Source organism: Bacteroidales bacterium MB20-C3-3 (assembly GCA_035609245.1).
Taxonomy (GTDB): domain Bacteria; phylum Bacteroidota; class Bacteroidia; order Bacteroidales; family UBA932; genus Bact-08.
This window is the reverse complement of the sequence record CP141202.1, coordinates 459933-479093: the sequence shown is the minus strand read 5'-3', so window position 1 is coordinate 479093 and position 19161 is coordinate 459933. Positions and strand designations below refer to the sequence as shown.

General features: G+C 37.8%; 15 protein-coding genes. 7 read left to right on the top strand and 8 right to left on the bottom strand.

All coding sequences use genetic code 11. The features are described 5' to 3' along the window. Nucleotides 1–19 precede the first annotated feature (19 nt). Both U5907_02035 and U5907_02030 read right to left on the bottom strand, forming a co-directional pair. Entirely contained in the window at nt 20–1594 is a 1575-nt protein-coding gene (locus U5907_02035) for a cytochrome ubiquinol oxidase subunit I (protein WRQ33436.1), read from the bottom strand. 21 nt (nt 1595–1615) lie between these two features. Next, nucleotides 1616–1834: a DUF4492 domain-containing protein gene (locus U5907_02030; protein WRQ33435.1), complete on the bottom strand. Its 219-nt coding sequence runs from the start codon at nt 1832–1834 to the stop codon at nt 1616–1618. An 81-nt stretch (nt 1835–1915) separates the two neighbouring features. Here U5907_02030 and U5907_02025 point away from each other — a divergent pair, with 81 nt between their 5' ends. Both U5907_02025 and U5907_02020 read left to right on the top strand, forming a co-directional pair. Further along, nucleotides 1916–2845 carry a DUF362 domain-containing protein gene (locus tag U5907_02025; GenBank protein ID WRQ33434.1) on the top strand — a complete coding sequence of 310 codons (930 nt, stop codon included), beginning with the start codon at nt 1916–1918 and terminating at the stop codon, nt 2843–2845. Between the two features lie 5 nt (nt 2846–2850). Then, a complete protein-coding gene (locus U5907_02020) occupies nt 2851–4368 on the top strand; it encodes a 4Fe-4S dicluster domain-containing protein (protein WRQ33433.1) in 1518 nt (505 codons plus the stop codon). A gap of 18 nt (nt 4369–4386) precedes the next feature. On the opposite strand, the gene trmD is transcribed toward U5907_02020, so the two are convergent. Continuing rightward, complete coding sequence (gene trmD, locus U5907_02015) at nt 4387–5073, bottom strand: tRNA (guanosine(37)-N1)-methyltransferase TrmD (protein WRQ34072.1); 687 nt, start codon at nt 5071–5073, stop codon at nt 4387–4389. 83 nt (nt 5074–5156) lie between these two features. Between trmD and U5907_02010 the strand changes: the two genes are divergently transcribed. From U5907_02010 to U5907_02000, 3 genes are read left to right on the top strand one after another with little or no spacing between them, the layout of a single operon-like run. Next, a complete protein-coding gene (locus U5907_02010) occupies nt 5157–6992 on the top strand; it encodes a DUF349 domain-containing protein (protein ID WRQ33432.1) in 1836 nt (611 codons plus the stop codon). A 9-nt stretch (nt 6993–7001) separates the two neighbouring features. Continuing rightward, nucleotides 7002–8837: a membrane protein insertase YidC gene (gene yidC, locus U5907_02005; GenBank protein ID WRQ33431.1), complete on the top strand. Its 1836-nt coding sequence runs from the start codon at nt 7002–7004 to the stop codon at nt 8835–8837. Then, nucleotides 8834–9493, top strand: coding sequence for a YggS family pyridoxal phosphate-dependent enzyme (locus U5907_02000; GenBank protein WRQ33430.1), 660 nt, complete (start codon nt 8834–8836; stop codon nt 9491–9493). The genes yidC and U5907_02000 overlap by 4 nt, the downstream gene beginning before the upstream one ends. A 7-nt stretch (nt 9494–9500) precedes the next feature. On the opposite strand, the gene ung is transcribed toward U5907_02000, so the two are convergent. After that, nucleotides 9501–10169 (bottom strand): uracil-DNA glycosylase, encoded by a 669-nt coding sequence (ung, locus tag U5907_01995; GenBank protein ID WRQ33429.1) that lies wholly within the window; start codon nt 10167–10169, stop codon nt 9501–9503. A gap of 1 nt (nt 10170) precedes the next feature. Next, nucleotides 10171–12579 (bottom strand): endopeptidase La, encoded by a 2409-nt coding sequence (lon, locus tag U5907_01990; protein WRQ33428.1) that lies wholly within the window; start codon nt 12577–12579, stop codon nt 10171–10173. 284 nt (nt 12580–12863) lie between these two features. Between lon and U5907_01985 the strand changes: the two genes are divergently transcribed. Both U5907_01985 and U5907_01980 read left to right on the top strand, forming a co-directional pair. Beyond that, nucleotides 12864–13148: an HU family DNA-binding protein gene (locus tag U5907_01985; GenBank protein ID WRQ33427.1), complete on the top strand. Its 285-nt coding sequence runs from the start codon at nt 12864–12866 to the stop codon at nt 13146–13148. 207 nt (nt 13149–13355) lie between these two features. Further along, a complete protein-coding gene (locus U5907_01980) occupies nt 13356–14909 on the top strand; it encodes an Rne/Rng family ribonuclease (GenBank protein ID WRQ33426.1) in 1554 nt (517 codons plus the stop codon). Here U5907_01980 and U5907_01975 read toward each other — a convergent pair. From U5907_01975 to U5907_01965, 3 genes are read right to left on the bottom strand one after another with little or no spacing between them, the layout of a single operon-like run. Then, complete coding sequence (locus tag U5907_01975) at nt 14864–16141, bottom strand: hypothetical protein (protein ID WRQ33425.1); 1278 nt, start codon at nt 16139–16141, stop codon at nt 14864–14866. The two genes, U5907_01980 and U5907_01975, sit on opposite strands and share 46 nt — an antisense overlap. A 1-nt stretch (nt 16142) precedes the next feature. After that, a complete protein-coding gene (locus tag U5907_01970; GenBank protein ID WRQ33424.1) occupies nt 16143–17759 on the bottom strand; it encodes a glycosyltransferase family 39 protein in 1617 nt (538 codons plus the stop codon). Next, nucleotides 17759–19108, bottom strand: a complete 1350-nt coding sequence (locus U5907_01965) for an MATE family efflux transporter (GenBank protein WRQ33423.1) — start codon at nt 19106–19108, stop codon at nt 17759–17761. Before U5907_01965 ends, U5907_01970 begins: the two co-directional genes overlap by 1 nt. Nucleotides 19109–19161 lie beyond the last annotated feature (53 nt).

The following is a 19161-nucleotide window of genomic DNA, read 5'->3' as shown; positions in this document are numbered from 1 at the left end:
CGTTTTAGATTTTGTGATTTCAGGCTCCTGGCCCTTTTTTAATTACTTTTATCATAATACCAATCTCAGCTATGAGCAAAACTGTAAAGAGAACAAAAAACATTATCAATGTAGTTTGTACAGAACCGGTACTAACCCCTGAGACCGCCGCATTAACCGGGAGCAGATCCTGAATTGTCCATGGCTGTCTTCCAACCTCGGCAACTACCCATCCGGCCTGAGAACAAATATATACGAGTGGTATGCTTGCCAGTGCGAGCCAGTGGTACCATTTGTGTTTGCCAATTATTCCCTTTTGTTCCATGTAAATTGTTATCGCAAAGAACAGGAGGAAGAAGCCACCCAGGATAACCATTATATGAAAAGCATAAAATGTAAGTGGAATATTGGGAACTATATCAGCAGGTTTTTCAATATAACCATAACCAAAGTGGTCAAAGTTATCCATTAACTTTTTGTATGCGATCTCCTTTCCCTCTTCATCACCGGCTTTACTGGCCTTCCTGTACTCTGCAAGCCCTTCAATAGCCAGTTTTCCCATAGCCATTCTCTCCTGAACAGGAGGAGCAATCTTTTCATTGCCGTTTCTATCTGTATATATGTATCCTCCCTCAAGAATGTCCTCAACTCCTGGAACATATGTGTCCATTTTTCTGTTTACAAGCAGTGACAACCCCTGAGGTATGGAGATATTTATCCAGAAAGGTTTCTCGTTTTGGTATTTTAATGGATTATCGTAATAATCCTCAATTTTCTTTCCCGGATTTAGTACCCCAAATGCAACAATTGCTGTTCCATTGTGACTTTTATACAGTCCCTCCATAGCAGCCAGTTTCATAGGCTGTTTTTTAGCTACATGTGTAGCCGATCCGTCACCGGACCAAATCAGGATTATCAGGGAGATTAAACCAAATATTGCAGAAATCTTAATGCTTTTCCTGGCAAACTCCTCCTCCCTTTTTTTCATCAGAAACCAGGCAGAAATTCCAATTACAAAGACAGCTGCAAGAACATATCCGTTTGTTGTGGTATGAATAAATTTATTGATAGCAACAGGAGACAAGGCTACTGACCAGAAGTCAACCATTTCGTTTCTGGCAGTATCCGGGTTAAACTGCATTCCTGTTGGAAATTGCATCCATGCATTTGCAACCAGAATCCACAGGGCAGAAAGGTTTGTGCCGATGGCTACTAAATATGTGGAAATTAAGTGGGCTTTTTTACTCACTTTGTTCCATCCAAAGAACATTACAGCAAAGAATGTACTCTCCAGAAAGAAGGCTAGTATTCCCTCTATCGCAAGTGGGGCTCCAAAAATATCACCGACAAACCAGGAGTAATTAGACCAGTTTGTTCCGAATTGAAACTCAAGGATGATGCCGGTAGCTACTCCTATGGCAAAATTTACGGCAAAAATATTCATCCAGAACTTTGCTGTTCTTTTCCAAAATTCGTTGCCGGTTCTGACATAGTATGTTTCCATAATTGCTATGATGAACCCGAGCCCTAGGGTGAGAGGTACAAAAATCCAGTGGTACATTGCCGTTAAGGCAAACTGGAGTCTTGACAAATCAACAAGTGAAGCTAAAATCATGGTTTAAGGTATTAGTTTAGATTATTTAGGATTAGTCAAATTCTCTATTACTTTATTGCTCTTCTCCTCTATTGTGTCATATTCCCTGAGATCTGACTTGAAGAAAAACAATTTCAGCACAAAAAACATTATGAAGAGTTTGATTGCAATAATTATCCATAGAGTTTTTCCAAGTGTGGTCATATTTTTAAACCCTTCGTAGTAAAAATTCCAAATTCTCTTGAAAATATTGTCCCTCATAGATGAAAATTTGCTCTAATATAGTTTATTTTTTGCTTGAGCAAAAGTGAAAAGGTATATTTGTCTAAATAATCAGAACATATGGAAAGGAGAAATTTTCTAAAATCGGCTCTTCTGGGAGGTATAGCAGGGGCTGTTCAACTTAAGCCAGGTAATCTTTTTGCAGCTGAAAGCAAAGAGGCTCAGCAATCAAACGACCTTGTAGCAGTTATGGGGGGTGAACCTGTGGCGATGTACAAAAGGGGGATCTCTGCTATGGGTGGTATGTCAAAATTTGTCAAGAAAGGTAATAAAGTTGTTGTAAAGCCAAATATCGGCTGGGACAAGAGACCTGAGTATGCTGCCAATACTAATCCGGATCTGGTTGCAGCAATTGTAAAAGATTGTCTATCTGCCGGAGCTTCAGAGGTGGTTGTCTTTGACCATACATGTGATGAGTGGCAGGCTTGCTATAAGAATAGTGGTATAGAAGCTGCTGCTAAAGCTGCTGGTGCTAAAATAGCATTTGCCCATGACGAGAAATATTACAGGGAGGTATCTCTTCCAAGAGGTGTCAGACTAAAAAGCGCTAAAATACATGAGTCTATTATAGATTGCGATTTGTGGATAAATGTTCCGGTTTTGAAAAATCACGGAGGAGCCAAGATGACAATGTCTATGAAGAATTTCATGGGTATTGTATGGGACAGACGATTCTGGCATGCAAATGACCTTCAGCAATGTATTGCAGACTGTTCTACCTATTCAAAAATGCCATCTCTGAATATTGTTGATGCATACAGAATTATGACACAGAATGGTCCTAAAGGGAAAACAACAGAGGATGTGGTTTTGGCTAAAGCACTTTTCCTTTCAACAGATATAGTTGCTGTAGATACTGCTGCTCTTAGGTTTTTCAATCAGTTTAAAGAGATGAGAATTGAAGATGTTTCCCATATTCAGAAAGCAGAAAAAGCTAAGATAGGTACTACAAATCTGGATGCTATTAAAGTTGAGAGAATTAAAATCTGACAATAATGTATAAGTGGTTAAAACGGGGAAGGGTGATTGTGTCACTGACAATAACAGTATTAATCACCCTTGCTTTCCTTTTCTTTTCAAACAGAGATAATTTTTTCTTCTCGTCTCTGCTTAAATATCAATTTATTCCTGCTTTGCTTGGAGTATTTACAGGATCAGCAATAATCCTGGCTTTATTAGTTCTGATGTCGCTTTTGTTTGGCAGATTGTACTGCTCAACAATTTGTCCATTAGGGACATTGCAGGATTCTGTATGGCGAATCTCCTCTCTGTTCAGAAGCAAAAAAAACAGAAGATTCAGCTTCTCCAAGGCTAATAACATTCTCAGATACTCCTTTCTATCTGTTGCTGCAATTCCTCTTCTGTTTGGATCATCATTTGTAATTTCGCTACTTGATCCATACTCAAATTATGGAAAAATCTCTTCAGAAATTATAAGCAGGAGCGAGCAATTCATTCATAATATTCTCTCTTCTGTTTTTCCTGACACTATTTTCTTCAGAAGTTATTCCCAGTTTATAGCAATTTCATTCTTTTTCGCACTCTTCTTTCTTCTTATTGTAATTTTTATGAGTGCATTCAGAGGTAGGTTATACTGTAATTCAGTATGTCCGGTTGGAACAACACTTGGTTTTATATCTAAATTTTCTGCTTTCAGACCTGTAATTAATATTGATAATTGTAACAAATGCAAACTTTGTGTGTCAAATTGCAAATCTGAGTGCATTGATATAGAAAATGGAAATATTGATATTTCAAGATGTGTGACCTGCTTTAACTGTATGACTGTTTGTAAGAGAAATGCTATTTCATATAAATTAGTTTGGGGTATAAAATCCGAGAATGAAAAGAGAGTCGTAGACGGAAGGAGAGAGGCCCTGCTGACAATGGGGCTTCTCGGCTCTTTTGTTGCTGCAAGGGCCATTGGAAGGAAGAGCTCTTCTATTCCTCACGAAAGCGAAAATGGCATTGCTCCTCCAGGTGCAATAAGTGTGAAGAATTTAAAAAGTAACTGTACTGCCTGTCAGGCTTGTGTGTCGGCCTGTCCAAACGGAATTATCAAGCCCGCAACCGGAGAATACGGTTTTGACGGTTTATTGATGCCTGTCTTGAGTTTTGAAAAGCATTTCTGTGGTTATGATTGTAATGTGTGTGCTCAGGTTTGTCCAAACGGGGCACTTATCCCTCACTCTCTTGAGGAGAAAAAGCTGACTCAGATAGGGCAGGTTAGATTCTATAAGGAGAAGTGTATTGTAGTAACCGATAACACTGCTTGCGGAGCGTGTGATGAACACTGTCCAACAAAAGCAATCACAATGGTTACATACAATGATGAGGGTCTTACCATTCCGGTTGTTGACAGAGATATCTGTATTGGTTGCGGAGGTTGTGAGTATGTTTGCCCTGCAGCTGAGAAGGCCATGATAGTTGAACCAAGAGCAGTTCATAAATTGGCTGATAAGCCAAAAGTAGAAAAACAGGAGAAAGTAGTGGTGGATGAATTTGGATTTTAATTCACAAACCTATTCTGATTAATCTTTTTCGCCCTTCAGTAATGAGGGGCGAAGTTTTTTTGTCCTTTCGACAGATTGTTCCTCTTTCCAGGCTTCAATTAGTTTAGGATTTCCGGAGAGTAGTATTTCAGGGACGCTCCAACCATTAAAAAGAGCTGGCCTTGTATAAACGGGAGGTGCAAGTAACTCATCCTGAAATGAATCACTTAGAGCAGACATTTCATCACCTATTGCACCCGGAATTAGCCTTACTATTGAGTCAACCAGTACAGCAGCGGGGATCTCTCCTCCGCTGAGAACATAGTTTCCAATTGAAATCTCCATTGTAACCAAATGTTCTCTTATTCTGTGATCAATTCCCTTATAATGGCCGCAAATGATAATTAAATTTGACTTGCATGATAATTTATTGGCAATTGGCTGATCTAACAAATCTCCGTCCGGTGTCATAAAAATGATTTCGTCGTATTCCCGCTGAGATTTAAGATCTGATATTAATCTGAAAATAGGTTCTATCATAAGAACCATTCCTGCCTCTCCTCCAAAAGGGTAGTCATCAACTTGTCTGTAATTTCCTTTCCCGTAATTTCTGATATCGTGAACAACTATTTGTGCTAAACCTTTGTCTGCTGCTCTTTTAACTATAGAGTGACCCAGCGGACTTATAAGCAGTTCCGGTACTACAGATAATATATCAATTCGTATCATGTCGCAAATTTACATAAATCACCGCGTTGGCAAATTTTTTTTTATATTTGCGGGTTATTAAACATAATAGTCTTGTAATAATGAACCAGGAATTGAACACATCTGCTCTTAACGAGCAAATAGGCGAAGAGAACCTTACTGAAATCACACAGGAGGAATCTGTATCTGATTATCATGATTATTCTGCAAAGAGTCTGATGGAGATCGTTGAGATTTTTCAACAGATGCTTGAAAGAGGAGACCAGCAGGAGCTCTACAAAAATGCAGACATAATTAAGGCAGCTTTTTATAAAGTCCTTAAAAGAGAAAAGATTGCAGCCGGCTTTTTACCTCCGTCTGACTCTCCTGAAGTCTCAGAAGAGGAGGGTGAGGAGAATCTGGTTTCCAACAATCCTTTTGCTGAACTCGAGAGAGGCTTTAAGGAGTTGTATCAGAATTACAAGACTATGAGATCCTCTTTTATCCTTAACATTGAAAAGCAGAAAGAGGAGAATCTTAAGATTAAGCTTGAGATAATTGATGAACTTAAATCCTTGTTAGAAAAACAAGAGGATCTTAATCATACATTCCCTGCTTTTAGGGAGCTTCAAAACAGGTGGAAGGCAACCGGTCCGGTTCCTCAGTCTGCAAACAAAGATGTATGGGAAAGTTATCAGTTTAGTATTGAGAAATTTTACGATTTCGTAAAAATCAATAATGAATTGAGAGATCTTGATTTAAAAAAGAATCTTGAAATAAAAATTGAGTTATGCTCAAAAGCCGAAGAGCTAATTAATGACAATAATGTAGTTGAGGCGTTCAGAAAGCTACAGAAGCTTCACGAAGAGTGGAGAGAGTTAGGTCCGGTTCCAAAGGAGTTGAGAGAGGAGATATGGGAGAGATTTAAAAAGGCTACATCGGCCATTAATAAAAGACAACAGGAATTTTTCGAAAGGCTTAAAGAGGACCAGAAGCACAACCTTGAATTGAAGGCAGAAATTTGCGAAAAGGCAGAGGCTATTGCTGTTATGGAAAATGTTGATGGAAAAGACTGGAACAGCCTCTCAAAACAGATAGAGACCCTTCAGACAGAGTGGAAAAATATTGGTTTTGCTTCAAGAAAAGAGAACCAAAAGATATATGACAGGTTCCGTGCTGCCTGCGATAAGTTTTACGATGCAAAAAGAGAGTTCTACTCCAGCTTTAAGGTTCAGATGCAGGATAATCTGGATAAGAAAATTGCTCTTTGTGAGCAGGCTGAAGCTCTTAAAGATAGTAGCGACTGGAAGAAGACTACAGATCAGTTAATTAATCTTCAGAAGAGGTGGAAGGAGATTGGACCTGTTGCCAGAAAACAATCTGATGTAGTATGGAAAAGATTCCGTGCTGCCTGCGATGAGTTTTTTGCAAATAAATCAAAACATTTCAGCTCTGTAGATGAATCATATGATGAAAATCTAAAGAAGAAACTTGACCTTATTCAGGAGATAAATGACTATAAATTTGACACTAAGACATCTGAAAATATTGATGCTCTTAAGGATTTTCAGACAAGATGGTCTGAAATGGGATTTGTGCCCATCAAAGAGAAGGAGAGGGTTCAGGCGGCTTACAGACATGCAATTGACACAAAATTTGCTGATATAAGATCTTCTGAAAATGAACATAAGATAGACAGGTATAAGAAACATATTAAGGAGCTTCAAAATTCCGGAAGAGGTGACAGAGGTATAAGAAGCGAAAGAGACAAGCTGGTTCAGAAATTCCGTCTGATGGAAAATGATATTGCAGTTTGGGAGAATAATATGGGATTCTTTGCAAAATCTAAAAATGCAGATGCTTTGCTGCTTGAGCTTGACAAGAAAATAGCCCGGGCAAAAGAGGAGCTTGCACAGATAGAGGAGAAGATTAAAGTAATTGACAACCAACAGGAGTAAAATTTCACGATGAACAAAAATTCCATTCTTGGCTTCGTAATAATAGGAGTCATACTTATTGCTTTCAGCTGGTATAACTCAAAAATAATGGGCGATCAGACTCAGCTGCAAAACATAGCTGATTCTGCAAATGTAAGTTCACAGACTCAAACAGATGCGCTTTCTGACACAATTGTCTTAAGCGATACTGCTACAGGCATATCTCCTGTAAATGCATCTCCATACAAAGACTCAATGCTTATCAAAGCCAGTACAAATGAGGAGACATTTGCCACCCTTCAGAACGATAAGATCAATGTTGACTTTTCCAGCTTGGGAGCTCAGCCATACAAAGCAACTATAAAGGGTTTTACAACTCATGATAAACAAGATTTGGTACTCCTGAGAGAGAGGTCTGGAAACTTGTCCATCAGCGTTTTTGCAGGACAAGAGATTCATACCGACAAATTCTCGTTTGATTTGACTGAGAGAGACGATACATCTCTTACATACAGACTCCATCTGGATTCTTCTGCATTCATCCAATACAAATATACTCTCCCTGAGGATAGTTATATGATATCTCTTGATGTCAAATTCGTTGGGATGAAGAGCTTGATTGCAAGAAATGTAACATCTCTGGACCTGTTTTGGAGAATGGACATTCCAAGACTTGAGAAGGGGTATGACAATGAAAAGAACTACTCTACGATTGTGTACAAATTTCCAAATGTTAATGGAGTAGAGGATCTTGGCCTTAGAAAGGATGAATCGGAAGAGGATATAAGAACAAAGGTTGAATGGGTTGCTTTCCAGCAGCAGTTTTTCTCAGCTATTCTTGTTGCAGAAAATAGCTTTAGTAATGCAAGAATGAACTACCTGTTTGTTCCGGAGGGAGATCCTGACAATACCTTGATGAGATGTGAATCTCATATGCAAATTCCATACTCTGAAGGAGATGAAGTCTCAGTACCTTTAAGTCTCTATTTTGGTCCTAACCACTTCAAAACTTTAAAATCATATGATAAGGGATTTGAGAAGATTGTTCCACTGGGTGGATGGCTTATTGGATGGATAAACCGATATATAATCATTACAGTATTCGATTTTCTTGGCAGATTCATTGGTAATTACGGTCTGATTATTTTTATACTAACATTACTCATTAAGCTGGTAATATCTCCGCTGACATTCAAGTCATATATCTCATCTGCGAAAATGAGAGTCCTCAAGCCTGAGATAGATAAAATCAGTGCTAAGTATCCTAAGAGCGAGGATGCAATGAAGAAGCAGCAGGAGACTATGGCTCTCTACAGCAAGACAGGTGTGAGTATGTTTGGGGGATGTCTTCCAATGCTACTTCAGTTTCCAATACTGTTTGCGATGTTCCGGTTCTTCCCTGCTTCATTTGAGTTAAGGCAGGAGGGCTTTTTATGGGCAAAGGATTTAAGTACATACGATTCAATACTAGATTTTGGTTTTACGATACCTCTTTTTGGGGATCACCTTAGTCTTTTCGCTTTATTGATGGCTGTTTCAACCTTCTTCTACTCCAGGATGAACATAGACCAGATGAATTCTGGCCCTCAAATGGCAGGGATGAAGTATATGACACTTTATTTTATGCCTCTGTTTTTACTTTTCCTGGGAAATAACTTCTCAAGCGGACTAAGTTATTACTACTTGCTTTCAAATCTTATTACAATGATTCAAACCTGGGCAATAAGAAAGTTCTTTGTGGATGAGGAGAAAATATATGCAAAGCTTAAGGAAAAGGCTGCCCAACCAAAGAAAAAGTCAAAATTTCAGGAGAGACTTGATGCAGCATACAAAGCTCAGCAACAACAAATAAAAGGGAAGAAGTGAGCGTAGAGAATAATTTAAAATATTTTAGAGAGGAGCTGCCGTCAACAATTAAGTTGGTGGCAGTTTCCAAATTTAAACCTGACAACCTTATATTAGAGGCTTACAATGCAGGTCAACGAGATTTTGGTGAGAACAGGCCACAGGAACTTTCGGCAAAAATGGAGCGATTACCCTCAGATATCAGATGGCATTTTATTGGGCGTCTCCAGTCAAATAAGATTAAGATGATTATTGATAAAGTATATTTGATACACTCTGTCGATAGCTTTAAACTAATTTCTGAAATTTCTAAAGAGGCAACAAAAAGAGGATTAGAACCCTCTATTCTTATTCAGCAGCACATATCTGACGAGGATTCCAAACAGGGTTTCTCTGATTCAGAGATGGAAGAAGCTGTAGAATTAACTCTGGGATTTGGTAATATCAAGCTCAGGGGTATTATGGGAATGGCCTCATTGACAGAGAATTCTGACAAAGTCAGAGATGAGTTCAGCCGATTAAAATCTACATTTGAAAGGTTAAAAAGTAAGTACTTTTTAGATGATGCCGAGTTTTGTGAAATATCCATGGGGATGTCAGGGGATTACAAAATTGCTGCAGAGGAGGGGAGTACCATTGTAAGAATAGGTACCAGTATTTTTGGAGAGAGAGAGTGATTTTTTGCTAGAGACTCCAGTTCACAGGATCTTTACCTTTAGCAATAAGGTACTCATTTGCTTTAGAAAAATGTCTGCATCCGAAAAATGCTCCTCTGGCCAGTGGTGAAGGGTGAGCAGCTTCAAGTACCAGATGTTTATTATGATCAATTAGCTCTCTTTTACTTCTTGCATAATTGCCCCAAAGCATAAAAACCACTCCCTCTCTTTTCTCAGACAAAATACTGATGACCCTGTCTGTGAAAAGAGACCATCCAATTTTTGAGTGGGATGCAGGTAATCCTGCTCTTACTGTTAATACAGAATTAAGCAGAAATACGCCTCTTTGGGCCCATAATTCCAGATTACCGGTATTTGGTAAAGGTATCCCTAAATCATCCCTAAGCTCTTTAAAAATATTCTGTAGTGAAGGTGGTTGATGAACTCCCTCCTGTACTGAAAATGATAAACCATGAGCCTGTCCCTCTCCGTGATATGGATCCTGCCCCAATATTACCACCTTAACCCTGTTAAGCGGGGTGGAATCAAAAGCCTTAAATATATTTCCTCCTTTAGGATAAACAACAATACCTGAGGCAATTTCATGCTTCAGGTATGAAGTTATTTTCTGGAAGTACTCCTTTTCAAATTCATCTTTAAGAGCGTCAGCCCAGGATTTTTCAATCTTTACAAACATTTTAAACGAATATGAAATCAAGAACCTCTTGTATAGTCTTGAAAAATTTAAATTCTAAACCTTTTATATAGATCTCTTTTATCTCCTTGATATCTTTTTCGTTCTCCTCAGAAAGCAGAATAGTTTTTATCCCGGCCCTTTTTGCCGCAAGTATCTTCTCTTTTATTCCACCTACCGGAAGGAGTCTGCCTCTTAATGTTATTTCACCAGTCATTGCAATCCCGCTCCGGGTCTTTTTCTTCATAAGGGCAGAGGCCATTGCACTGACCATTGTTATGCCTGCAGAAGGTCCATCTTTAGGGATGGCACCTTCAGGTACATGGATGTGAAGATCTCTCTCTATAAACTCTTTGTGAGTCATTCCAAGCAGATCCGGATGTGACTTCAGATACTGATAGGCAATTACCGAAGACTCCTTCATTACATCACCAAGATTACCTGTAGAGGAAAGATTTCCTTTGCCTTTACTTGTGCTGCATTCAATAAAGAGAATCTCTCCGCCGTTTTGTGTCCAGGCTAATCCAGTTACAACACCAGGCGCTTCGTTCCCTTTTTGCATATCATGTTGATTTGTTGGGATACCCAGAATCTCCCTTACCTCAGCAGATCCTAAAATTGGAGAGAGCTCCTCGTTAAACGCAATCTTCTTTGCTGTAACCCGTGCAATCTTTGCAATCTGTTTATCAAGACCTCTAACCCCGGATTCTCTTGTATATTCATCAATTATGGTATCAAGTCCTTTACTGCTAATTTTTAACTGATCTTTAGTGAGACCATGTGACTCCCGCTGTTTTGGCAATAGGTGATCCTTAGCAATATATCTCTTCTCTTCAGCAAGATAGCCACTTACATTTATCATCTCCATTCTGTCCCTTAAGGCTGGATGAATTGACTGGATATTGTTGGCTGTTGTAAGGAATAGTACTTTTGACAAGTCATAATCCAAATCCAGATAGTTATCATGGAATGTAGTATTTTGCTCCGGGTCCAATACCTCAAGTAAAGCAGATGCAGGATCTCCTCTGAAGTCACTGCTTACTTTGTCAATTTCGTCTAATACAATAAGGGGATTTGATGTGCCGGATTTTTTAATTGCATTAATAATTCTGCCCGGCATAGCTCCTATATAGGTTCTTCTGTGTCCTCTTATTTCAGATTCATCGTGTAGACCTCCAAGAGAGATTCTCCCGTATTTTCTTCCGAGTGCCTTTGCTATAGATTTACCGAGAGAGGTTTTGCCTACTCCCGGAGGGCCATAAAGGCAAAGGATTGGTGACTTCATATCACCTTTAAGCTTGAGCACAGCAAGGTGCTCAATAATTCTCTCTTTTACCTGTTCCAGGCCAAAGTGATCCTGATCCAGTATCTTTTTTGCATGTGGCAGGTCCAGATTATCCTGGCTTGTCTCATTCCAGGGAAGTTCAATCAGGAACTTTACATAAGAGAGCTGAATGTTGTAATCTGGAGAGTTGGGATTTGTTCGTTCAAGTTTTTGCAACTCTTTATCAAAAGTCTCAGCAACATATTTAGGCCAGAGTTTATCTTTTGCCATCTGTCTGAGATCATTGAACTCCTGAATATTATTGTTTATACCCAGCTCCTCCTGAATTGTTTTGAGCTGATTGTTAAGATAGTACTCTCTTTGTTGCTGATCAATCTCGGTCCTTACTTTTTGTTGAATATCGTCTTTAATTTTCAGCAGATCAATATGTTTATTTAAAAGTTCAAGAAGTTTAAGTGCCCTCTGTTTGAGCTTATTTTCCCTGAGAAGCGACATTTTGTCAAGCGGATTTTCAATCTCCATACTTGATGCAATAAAATTGACAAGAAAACTATGTCCCTCAATATTCTTTATTGCAAATGCAGCCTCCTGAGGAAGATTGGGTGAGAGTTTGATAATCTGAAGGGCATTGTCCTTGATTGAACTGGCAATAGCATCAAGCTCTTTTGAGGCACGCTTACTAATCTCCTCTTCCAGATATTTAACGCTTGCAGTAAAATAGGGTTTAGTAAAAAGTATATCAAGAATTTTAAATCTCTTTATCCCCTGCAGAATAATTGTAGTCCCTCCATCAGGCATCTCAATTATCTTAATAATTCGTGCAAGTGTTCCTGTCTCAAAAAGGTCTTCCGGAGAGGGGTCCTCTACTCTTGCGTCTTTCTGGGCTACCGCTCCAAGAATTTTATCTTTACTATATACATCTCTTACTAGTTTAACCGATTTTTCCCGTCCCACTGTAATTGGTATAATAGTATCCGGAAAGAGAACAGCATTTCTTAATGCCAGTATTGGAAGAGTGTCAGGCATATTAATATCACGAATCTCCTGATTGCCTTCAAAACTCATTACCGGTATTATATTTACATCATCTCCCATGGATTGCTGAAATATCAAATCTTTAAATTTCATATAATGGTTGCTGGTTTATGTCAATTTGTCACGAGAATTATCCTTAGTAAAGGTACAATTCCGCATTAATATAATGTGTCAATCTCTATGCCAAGTTCCTTTAATGGTATTATTTTTGCTGAAGATGTAATTGATTACACCATAATATAATAAAAAAATGACAAGCAATATTGATGTTTTGGTGCAAAAAGCAAAAAAAATCCCCAAAGTTTGCGTAAATCAATAAAATAATAGTAATTTTGTTCGTCAAAAAATTGACTAACCCTTTAATTTATTTAATTATTATGACAAAAGCGGATATCGTTAACGAAGTTGCAAAAGCAACCGGAATGGAAAAAATCGCTGTACAGAATGTTATTGAAAGCTTCATGGACAGTGTAAAAGATTCTCTTTCAAAAGAGAAAAATGTTTATCTACGTGGATTTGGAAGTTTCATTGTTAAGAAACGTGCAAAGAAAACTGCTAGAAACATTTCAAAAAACACAACTCTTGTTATTCCTGAGCACTTCATTCCTTCGTTCAAACCTGCAAAGGTGTTTATGAACAAGGTTAAGAACAATGTAAAGTAATATTACTTTAGTAAGTAAAAAATAAACAATTATGCCAAGCGGAAAGAAAAGGAAAAGACACAAAATGGCTACTCACAAGCGCAAAAAGCGTCTGCGTAAAAACAGGCACAAAAAGAAAAAATAGAGTTGCTTTTTTAGTCTAGAGTGCGTGATAATCTAAAGCAAATCAATTGATTTGCTTTAGATTTATTTATTTAAGAATGGTCGATGGAGAAAGATCTTATTATTGATGTAAACACCACCGAAGTTTCGATTGCTCTTCTTGAAAATCATAGGCTCATGGAGCTTAATAAGGAGCAGAACAATGGTCACTACTCGGTAGGAGATGTTTACCTGGGAAGGGTTAAGAGAATAATGCCTGCGTTAAACGCGGCATTTGTTGATATTGGAGACAACAAAGATGCGTTTATCCATTACCTTGATTTAGGTATGGCCTTTAAGGCTTTGGATTGGTTTACACGGCATATTGGCCAGAGTAAGCTATCTCACAGTGAGTTATTTTCAAGTGTTAAGCTTGGAGATATACTCGAAAAAGAGGGTAAAATTGCAGATATTCTTAAGCCCGGGCAGCTTATAGTTGCACAAATTGTAAAGGAACCTATCTCTACCAAAGGCTCAAGATTAACCTCTGAGATATCGATTGCTGGACGGAATATGGTATTAATGCCATTTTCCGATAAAGTAAGCATATCCCAAAAAATCACTTCCAAAGAGGAGAAAAAGAGGTTAGAGCGTTTAGTTTATAGTATTTTACCACCAAATTTTGGTGTGATTATCAGAACAGCCGCAGAGGGTAAAAAGGCTGCGGTACTTGATGGTGAATTAAAATCTCTCATAAAAAAATGGGAAGATTCATGGGTCAAACTGGCCAGAGGGAGTGCTCCTCAGCTCCTTTTCACCGAAAACAGCAGAACAACAACAATTTTGAGGGATCTTCTGAGTGATTCGTTTAGTAATGTATATGTAAATGATGAGTCTATTTACGAAGAGGTAAAAGGTTACATTTCAATAATTGCTCCAGAGCACGAGAAGATTGTAAAATTATACAAAGGCTCTCTTCCGATATTTGATAATTTTGATGTTACAAAACAAATCAGAGGCTCTTTTGGAAAAGTAATTACAATCAGGCAAGGTGCATATTTAATCATTGAGCACACTGAAGCCCTGCATGTAATAGATGTAAATAGCGGAATTCGCGCTAAGTCAGGTGCAGATCAGGAACAAAACGCATTTGATGTCAATATGAATGCGGCAGAAGAGATTGCACGCCAGCTAAGGCTAAGGGATATGGGAGGAATTATCATTATCGATTTTATCGATATGGATAGTAATGAGAATAAAATTAAGTTGTTTAAGCATATGCAGTCTCTAATGCAGAATGACAGGGCTAAACACAATATTCTCCCTATTACAAAATTTGGTCTTATGCAGATTACCCGCCAGAGGGTTAGACCGGCGATGGAGATTAATACCTCAGAAAGTTGTCCATCTTGCAATGGGACCGGAAAAATTTCATCATCACTCCTGATAGATGAGACTATTGAAAGGCAGTTAGCCTATTTTGTAAAAGAAAAAGGACACAAATCCCTTATGATAAAAGTTAATCCAATACTTGGAGCTTATCTGACCAAGGGTTTCGCCAGTTTAAGATTTAAACTAGCAATGAAGTATAAATGTACATTAAAACTGAAGGAGTCTTCAGATAATCAGATACTTCAAGTAATCTGGTTTGACTCAAACGGAGAGAAAATAGAGGGCTGATCAAGCTTTTTGCAAATAATAATTTTGCGTTGATTGTTAGGGAGATGAGTACCAAAAAGGAAGAACTCATCTCCCTCTTCAATTTTAAGACGCTCCCTGAGTTCCTGAGCACTCAGAGGAAAGTTCCTTACAGCTACAGAGGCTTTAGGATATGAATTGGTTATCTTTTTAATATCTCTTTTGTCAAAATTGAATATTTCGAGAATATTAAATACTCTTCCCTGAAAATCTGCTGTATATTCATCAGAAAGATAGAGATGAGAATTAACTGATATCTTGGAAAGAGAGAACCTCTTTGCTGTAATCTTAAACCCTCCGGCTTTAATTATTGAAGTATTAGGTTCGTAAAGAAACTGACCTGAGGATGGATTTTGAAATTCAATGCCGGTGTTCTTCTCTTCGTTAATGCTAAAACTGAGGGTTTGCCAGTTGCCTGACTTAGTTAAATTCCACGCCTCTATGGGAACATTTTCCGTATTTAATGAATAATCATTTATATCTATATAAAAAAGCAGTTCCTTGCATTCGTTATAAACAGAAACAACTAAAACTTTACTGCATTCTCCAAGTTGATTTAAAGTTTTTGTAATATCAGCCATTGGGGAGACTTTTATTAAAAGTCGAGAAGAATATTTTAAAATAGTATCCTTAATATCCAGTATATTAGGTTCATAGTCGGTTATTGAATAGCTCCTCTGGCCTTCAGCACCTCTTCTTGAAGGATCAACAAAGACAAGCCTATTCTCTTTTTGTGTATCTCCTTCAAAGGCCTTGCTCAGGAGATCACTAATATTTGACTGTGAAATTTCAGTATTATGTACACTAATATTATTTCTCTTTAATATTTTAAAATTGTGACCGGCTGCTTCTGCCAGAATCTTGTTCTTTTCAAATATAACAACCCTCTCAGCCACCTGAGATGCATAATATGAGTCTACGCCTATTCCCCCTGTTAAATCAGCAATTACAGAAGCATTTTGAAATATTTTTTGTTTAAATAAACCTGTATGGTATGAACTGCTTTGTTCGGTGCAGATTGAAGTGGGATAAATCATCTCTCTGTTTGCCCATTCAGGCATTTTCTTTAACATCCTTTTTCTCCCCTCAATTGTGTTAACTGCAAGCTTTACATCAAACTCATGTTTACCGGAATGCGTAAGTAAGAGCTTGTCAGGTTCGCAATCCTGATTTTCATTTATAAAGTCAAGTAATCGTTCGCTATATCGGCTCATACTAATATTTTGTGAATGACGATAGCTTTCTGTCAGGAATTCTGTTTAGATTTTTTAAACGATAAATATTAAATCGCAATACAGGCTTACCGAGTTTTTTTATGTAAATGGATTTTATCTTTTGATATTCAGAAAAATACTGACCGGCGAGATTCTCGGCATTGGGAAAATCTCTTGATGATTCAATATAATATGCGCTTTCGCCGTATTTGAATGTCCCATGCTCGCCTGTAATCCAAGCATACTTTCGTGTATCCTCAATTTCTCCTATTGTCTTAACAATCATTTTATTTGGGGAGGCAAGGTAGAAGTCAGAGTGAGCAGCATTAGCCCAGTCAGAGGATAGTATAAATGAATTTTCAGACATGATATTATCTTTAAGATCTCTCTCTCTTATTTCCCTGAACTCATTTGATAGAGTTCGCCATCCGAAAAACTCCAATGTAAAGTCATGATTTCCAATTCTCTCTGTTTTATCAACTTTAAAATCTGGAACAAGAAGACCACTAAAATAGTGTGTAAATGAAAGAAACATTGTTAAAAGAAGAAACAACAATGAGTTTGATAGAGGTGACGGGATAGTTTTAGGATTAACAAAATCCTGTTTCCTGTTTTTCTCTAAATATGCAGCTGCAATAAACATTAGTGGGAAGAAGCCGGGTGCTGACCAATTGGATTTAACCTCAGAAAAGAGGGATACAGCTGTAAAAAACAGGATAAAAGGGAGTGAAAGAGATAAAAGTAATTTATATTGAGATTCAGTCATAAACTTATCTTTTCTGAATCTTGCAATAGCAAATGCGAATATTATTATGCTTACGGGATTATTGTAAATCATCACAAGACCAATACTTTTCAAAAATTGTAAAAGATTGAAATTGTTGATATTCATTGGCAAACGAGAGCTCTGGAATTCGAAACTAATAAAATTGGTCTCAATATTCCATATCAACACCGGAAACAGAAAAAGGGATGTGATAAATACAGCTAAATAGAGAAATGGCTCTTTTAGAAGTTTCCTGTTGGACGAGAGTATATAGACAAAGGCCCCGGCCCAGATTAAAAATGAGGAGTATTTAGACAGCATTGCGAGTCCAAGAAAAATTCCGGCTAAGAGTAATGCCTGTCTGCAAAGAGTCCTGGTCTCTTCACACGTTTCATATTTAATAATTATCCCCTCGTGTAAAAAGTATATTGACAGGAGTATAAATAGTGTCTGAGGTGTGTCCGGATTAATAAATGTTCCGGCAAAAATGGAGCAATAGAATGAGGCTGTATATAAAATTGCTGCGTATAATCCTGTACGGTCATTCTTAATTCTCCTCCCAATTATAAATACAATCCATGTATTTATTGTGCCAATAATAATTGATGCCAGCCTAAGGGTTAACTCACTTTCGTATGCAAGATTTACAGTAAAGAGCTGTATTATCCATCCTATCATTGGAGGGTGATCGATATGACTTAATTCAGGGAATTTGCCGTAAGTCCAGTAATAGGCTTCGTTAGAACCTAAATCCAAAATCCAGGCAAGCATTGTTCTTATTAAAAATGACAATGCCATTAACCAGAATAAATTTTTCTTAATAGAATTGCTCTCCAGTAAAAATGATTTCATTATGAGTTTGCAGAAATTATTTTATTGCTAATCTTGTTAAATCTCCAGAGAAATAGTACAGCTGTAAAAACAAGCCCGAGTAAAAGTCCAATCCAAACTCCTATGGCTCCTAATCCCAGCACAATCCCACAAAAATATCCAAGAGGAAGACATACAAAATAGTAAGATATAATTGAAAGAATTAGAGGAATTTTAACATCTGCCAAGGCTCTTAATGCTGCAAGACCTGAGAGTTGCATTGCATCAAAAATTTGAAAGAGTGCTGCTATTATAAGTAGTTTTGCCGCCAGCTCTCTTACTAATATGTCTTCTGTATATATTATTGGAATGTAATTTCTCAGTAGAATATATGCAATCCCGCTTACAGACATTAAAGCGACACTTAAATGTACAGCAGCAAAGCCAGCCTTTCTCATTGCAACATAATCTCCAAAACCATACTGGTGAGATACTCTGATTGTTGATGCTGCTCCAACTCCTAAAGCAAGCATGAATGAGAAACTGCTCATGCTCATTGCCACCTGATGAGCGGCAAGTGAAACCTTTCCGCTCCAGCCAACCATAATTGCACTAAGACTGAATGCAGTAATCTCAACAAGATTCTGGAAGGAGAGGGGTACTGAGGTTTTAAGAACATCTGAGAGAATCTCTTTGTTAATGAACTTCCTCGAAAAATGCTTTAGATATCTGTTATATGGCTCAAGCTTGACAAAAAGAGCTAAAAATGCTATAAGCATTATTACTCTGCTAATAAGGGTAGCTAATGCTGCCCCCTTTACGCCCATTGGACTGAATCCCAGATGCCCGTATATAAGTGCCCAGTTTAGGATAATATTCACTGCATTTGCAAAAAGAGTAATATACATTGCATATTTTGTAATGCCTATCCCTTCTGAAAATTGCCTGAGACCAAAAAAAACGATAAAGGGTAAAAGTGAAAAGAGAAGTGTATTATAGTAGAGCTTCCCCTGTATGACTACATCTTCTGTTTGCCCCATATTGTTCATCAGAAACCCCATCCCAAACATTGCTGAAGTGAGGAGCAATCCGGCAATGAAATTAAGTGTAAGTGAGTTTTCAAGTAACAAGCCAACCCTTGAGTGATCACCTCTCCCGTATGATTGTCCAACATGTGGTGTAAGACCTTGGGTAAATCCGATACCAAATACCATTCCCAGTATAAAAATTGAGTTCGCAAATGATACACCGGCCAATTCTGCAGTACCAAGATGTCCAACCATTATATTATCCGCGAGATTGACTGTGATTTGGCCTGCCTGAGTAAGCATAACAGGAATTGCAACTCTAAGATTGCGTTTATAATAGGGAATATACTCTTTGAAAAACATACAGCAAAGATACTCTTCTTTATCTTATTTTTATTATCGGATGGTAATCATTA

Excerpts from the sequence above, each read along its gene's own strand:
- U5907_02035 (WRQ33436.1), bottom strand. The coding sequence starts at position 1,594 with ATGATTTTAGCTTCACTTGTTGATTTGTCAAGACTCCAGTTTGCCTTA.
- U5907_02030 (WRQ33435.1), bottom strand. The coding sequence starts at position 1,834 with ATGAGGGACAATATTTTCAAGAGAATTTGGAATTTTTACTACGAAGGG.
- U5907_02025 (WRQ33434.1), top strand. The coding sequence starts at position 1,916 with ATGGAAAGGAGAAATTTTCTAAAATCGGCTCTTCTGGGAGGTATAGCA.
- U5907_02020 (WRQ33433.1), top strand. The coding sequence starts at position 2,851 with ATGTATAAGTGGTTAAAACGGGGAAGGGTGATTGTGTCACTGACAATA.
- U5907_02010 (WRQ33432.1), top strand. The coding sequence starts at position 5,157 with ATGAACCAGGAATTGAACACATCTGCTCTTAACGAGCAAATAGGCGAA.
- yidC (WRQ33431.1), top strand. The coding sequence starts at position 7,002 with ATGAACAAAAATTCCATTCTTGGCTTCGTAATAATAGGAGTCATACTT.
- ung (WRQ33429.1), bottom strand. The coding sequence starts at position 10,169 with ATGTTTGTAAAGATTGAAAAATCCTGGGCTGACGCTCTTAAAGATGAA.
- lon (WRQ33428.1), bottom strand. The coding sequence starts at position 12,579 with ATGAAATTTAAAGATTTGATATTTCAGCAATCCATGGGAGATGATGTA.
- U5907_01985 (WRQ33427.1), top strand. The coding sequence starts at position 12,864 with ATGACAAAAGCGGATATCGTTAACGAAGTTGCAAAAGCAACCGGAATG.
- U5907_01980 (WRQ33426.1), top strand. The coding sequence starts at position 13,356 with ATGGAGAAAGATCTTATTATTGATGTAAACACCACCGAAGTTTCGATT.
- U5907_01975 (WRQ33425.1), bottom strand. The coding sequence starts at position 16,141 with ATGAGCCGATATAGCGAACGATTACTTGACTTTATAAATGAAAATCAG.
- U5907_01970 (WRQ33424.1), bottom strand. The coding sequence starts at position 17,759 with ATGAAATCATTTTTACTGGAGAGCAATTCTATTAAGAAAAATTTATTC.
- U5907_01965 (WRQ33423.1), bottom strand. The coding sequence starts at position 19,108 with ATGTTTTTCAAAGAGTATATTCCCTATTATAAACGCAATCTTAGAGTT.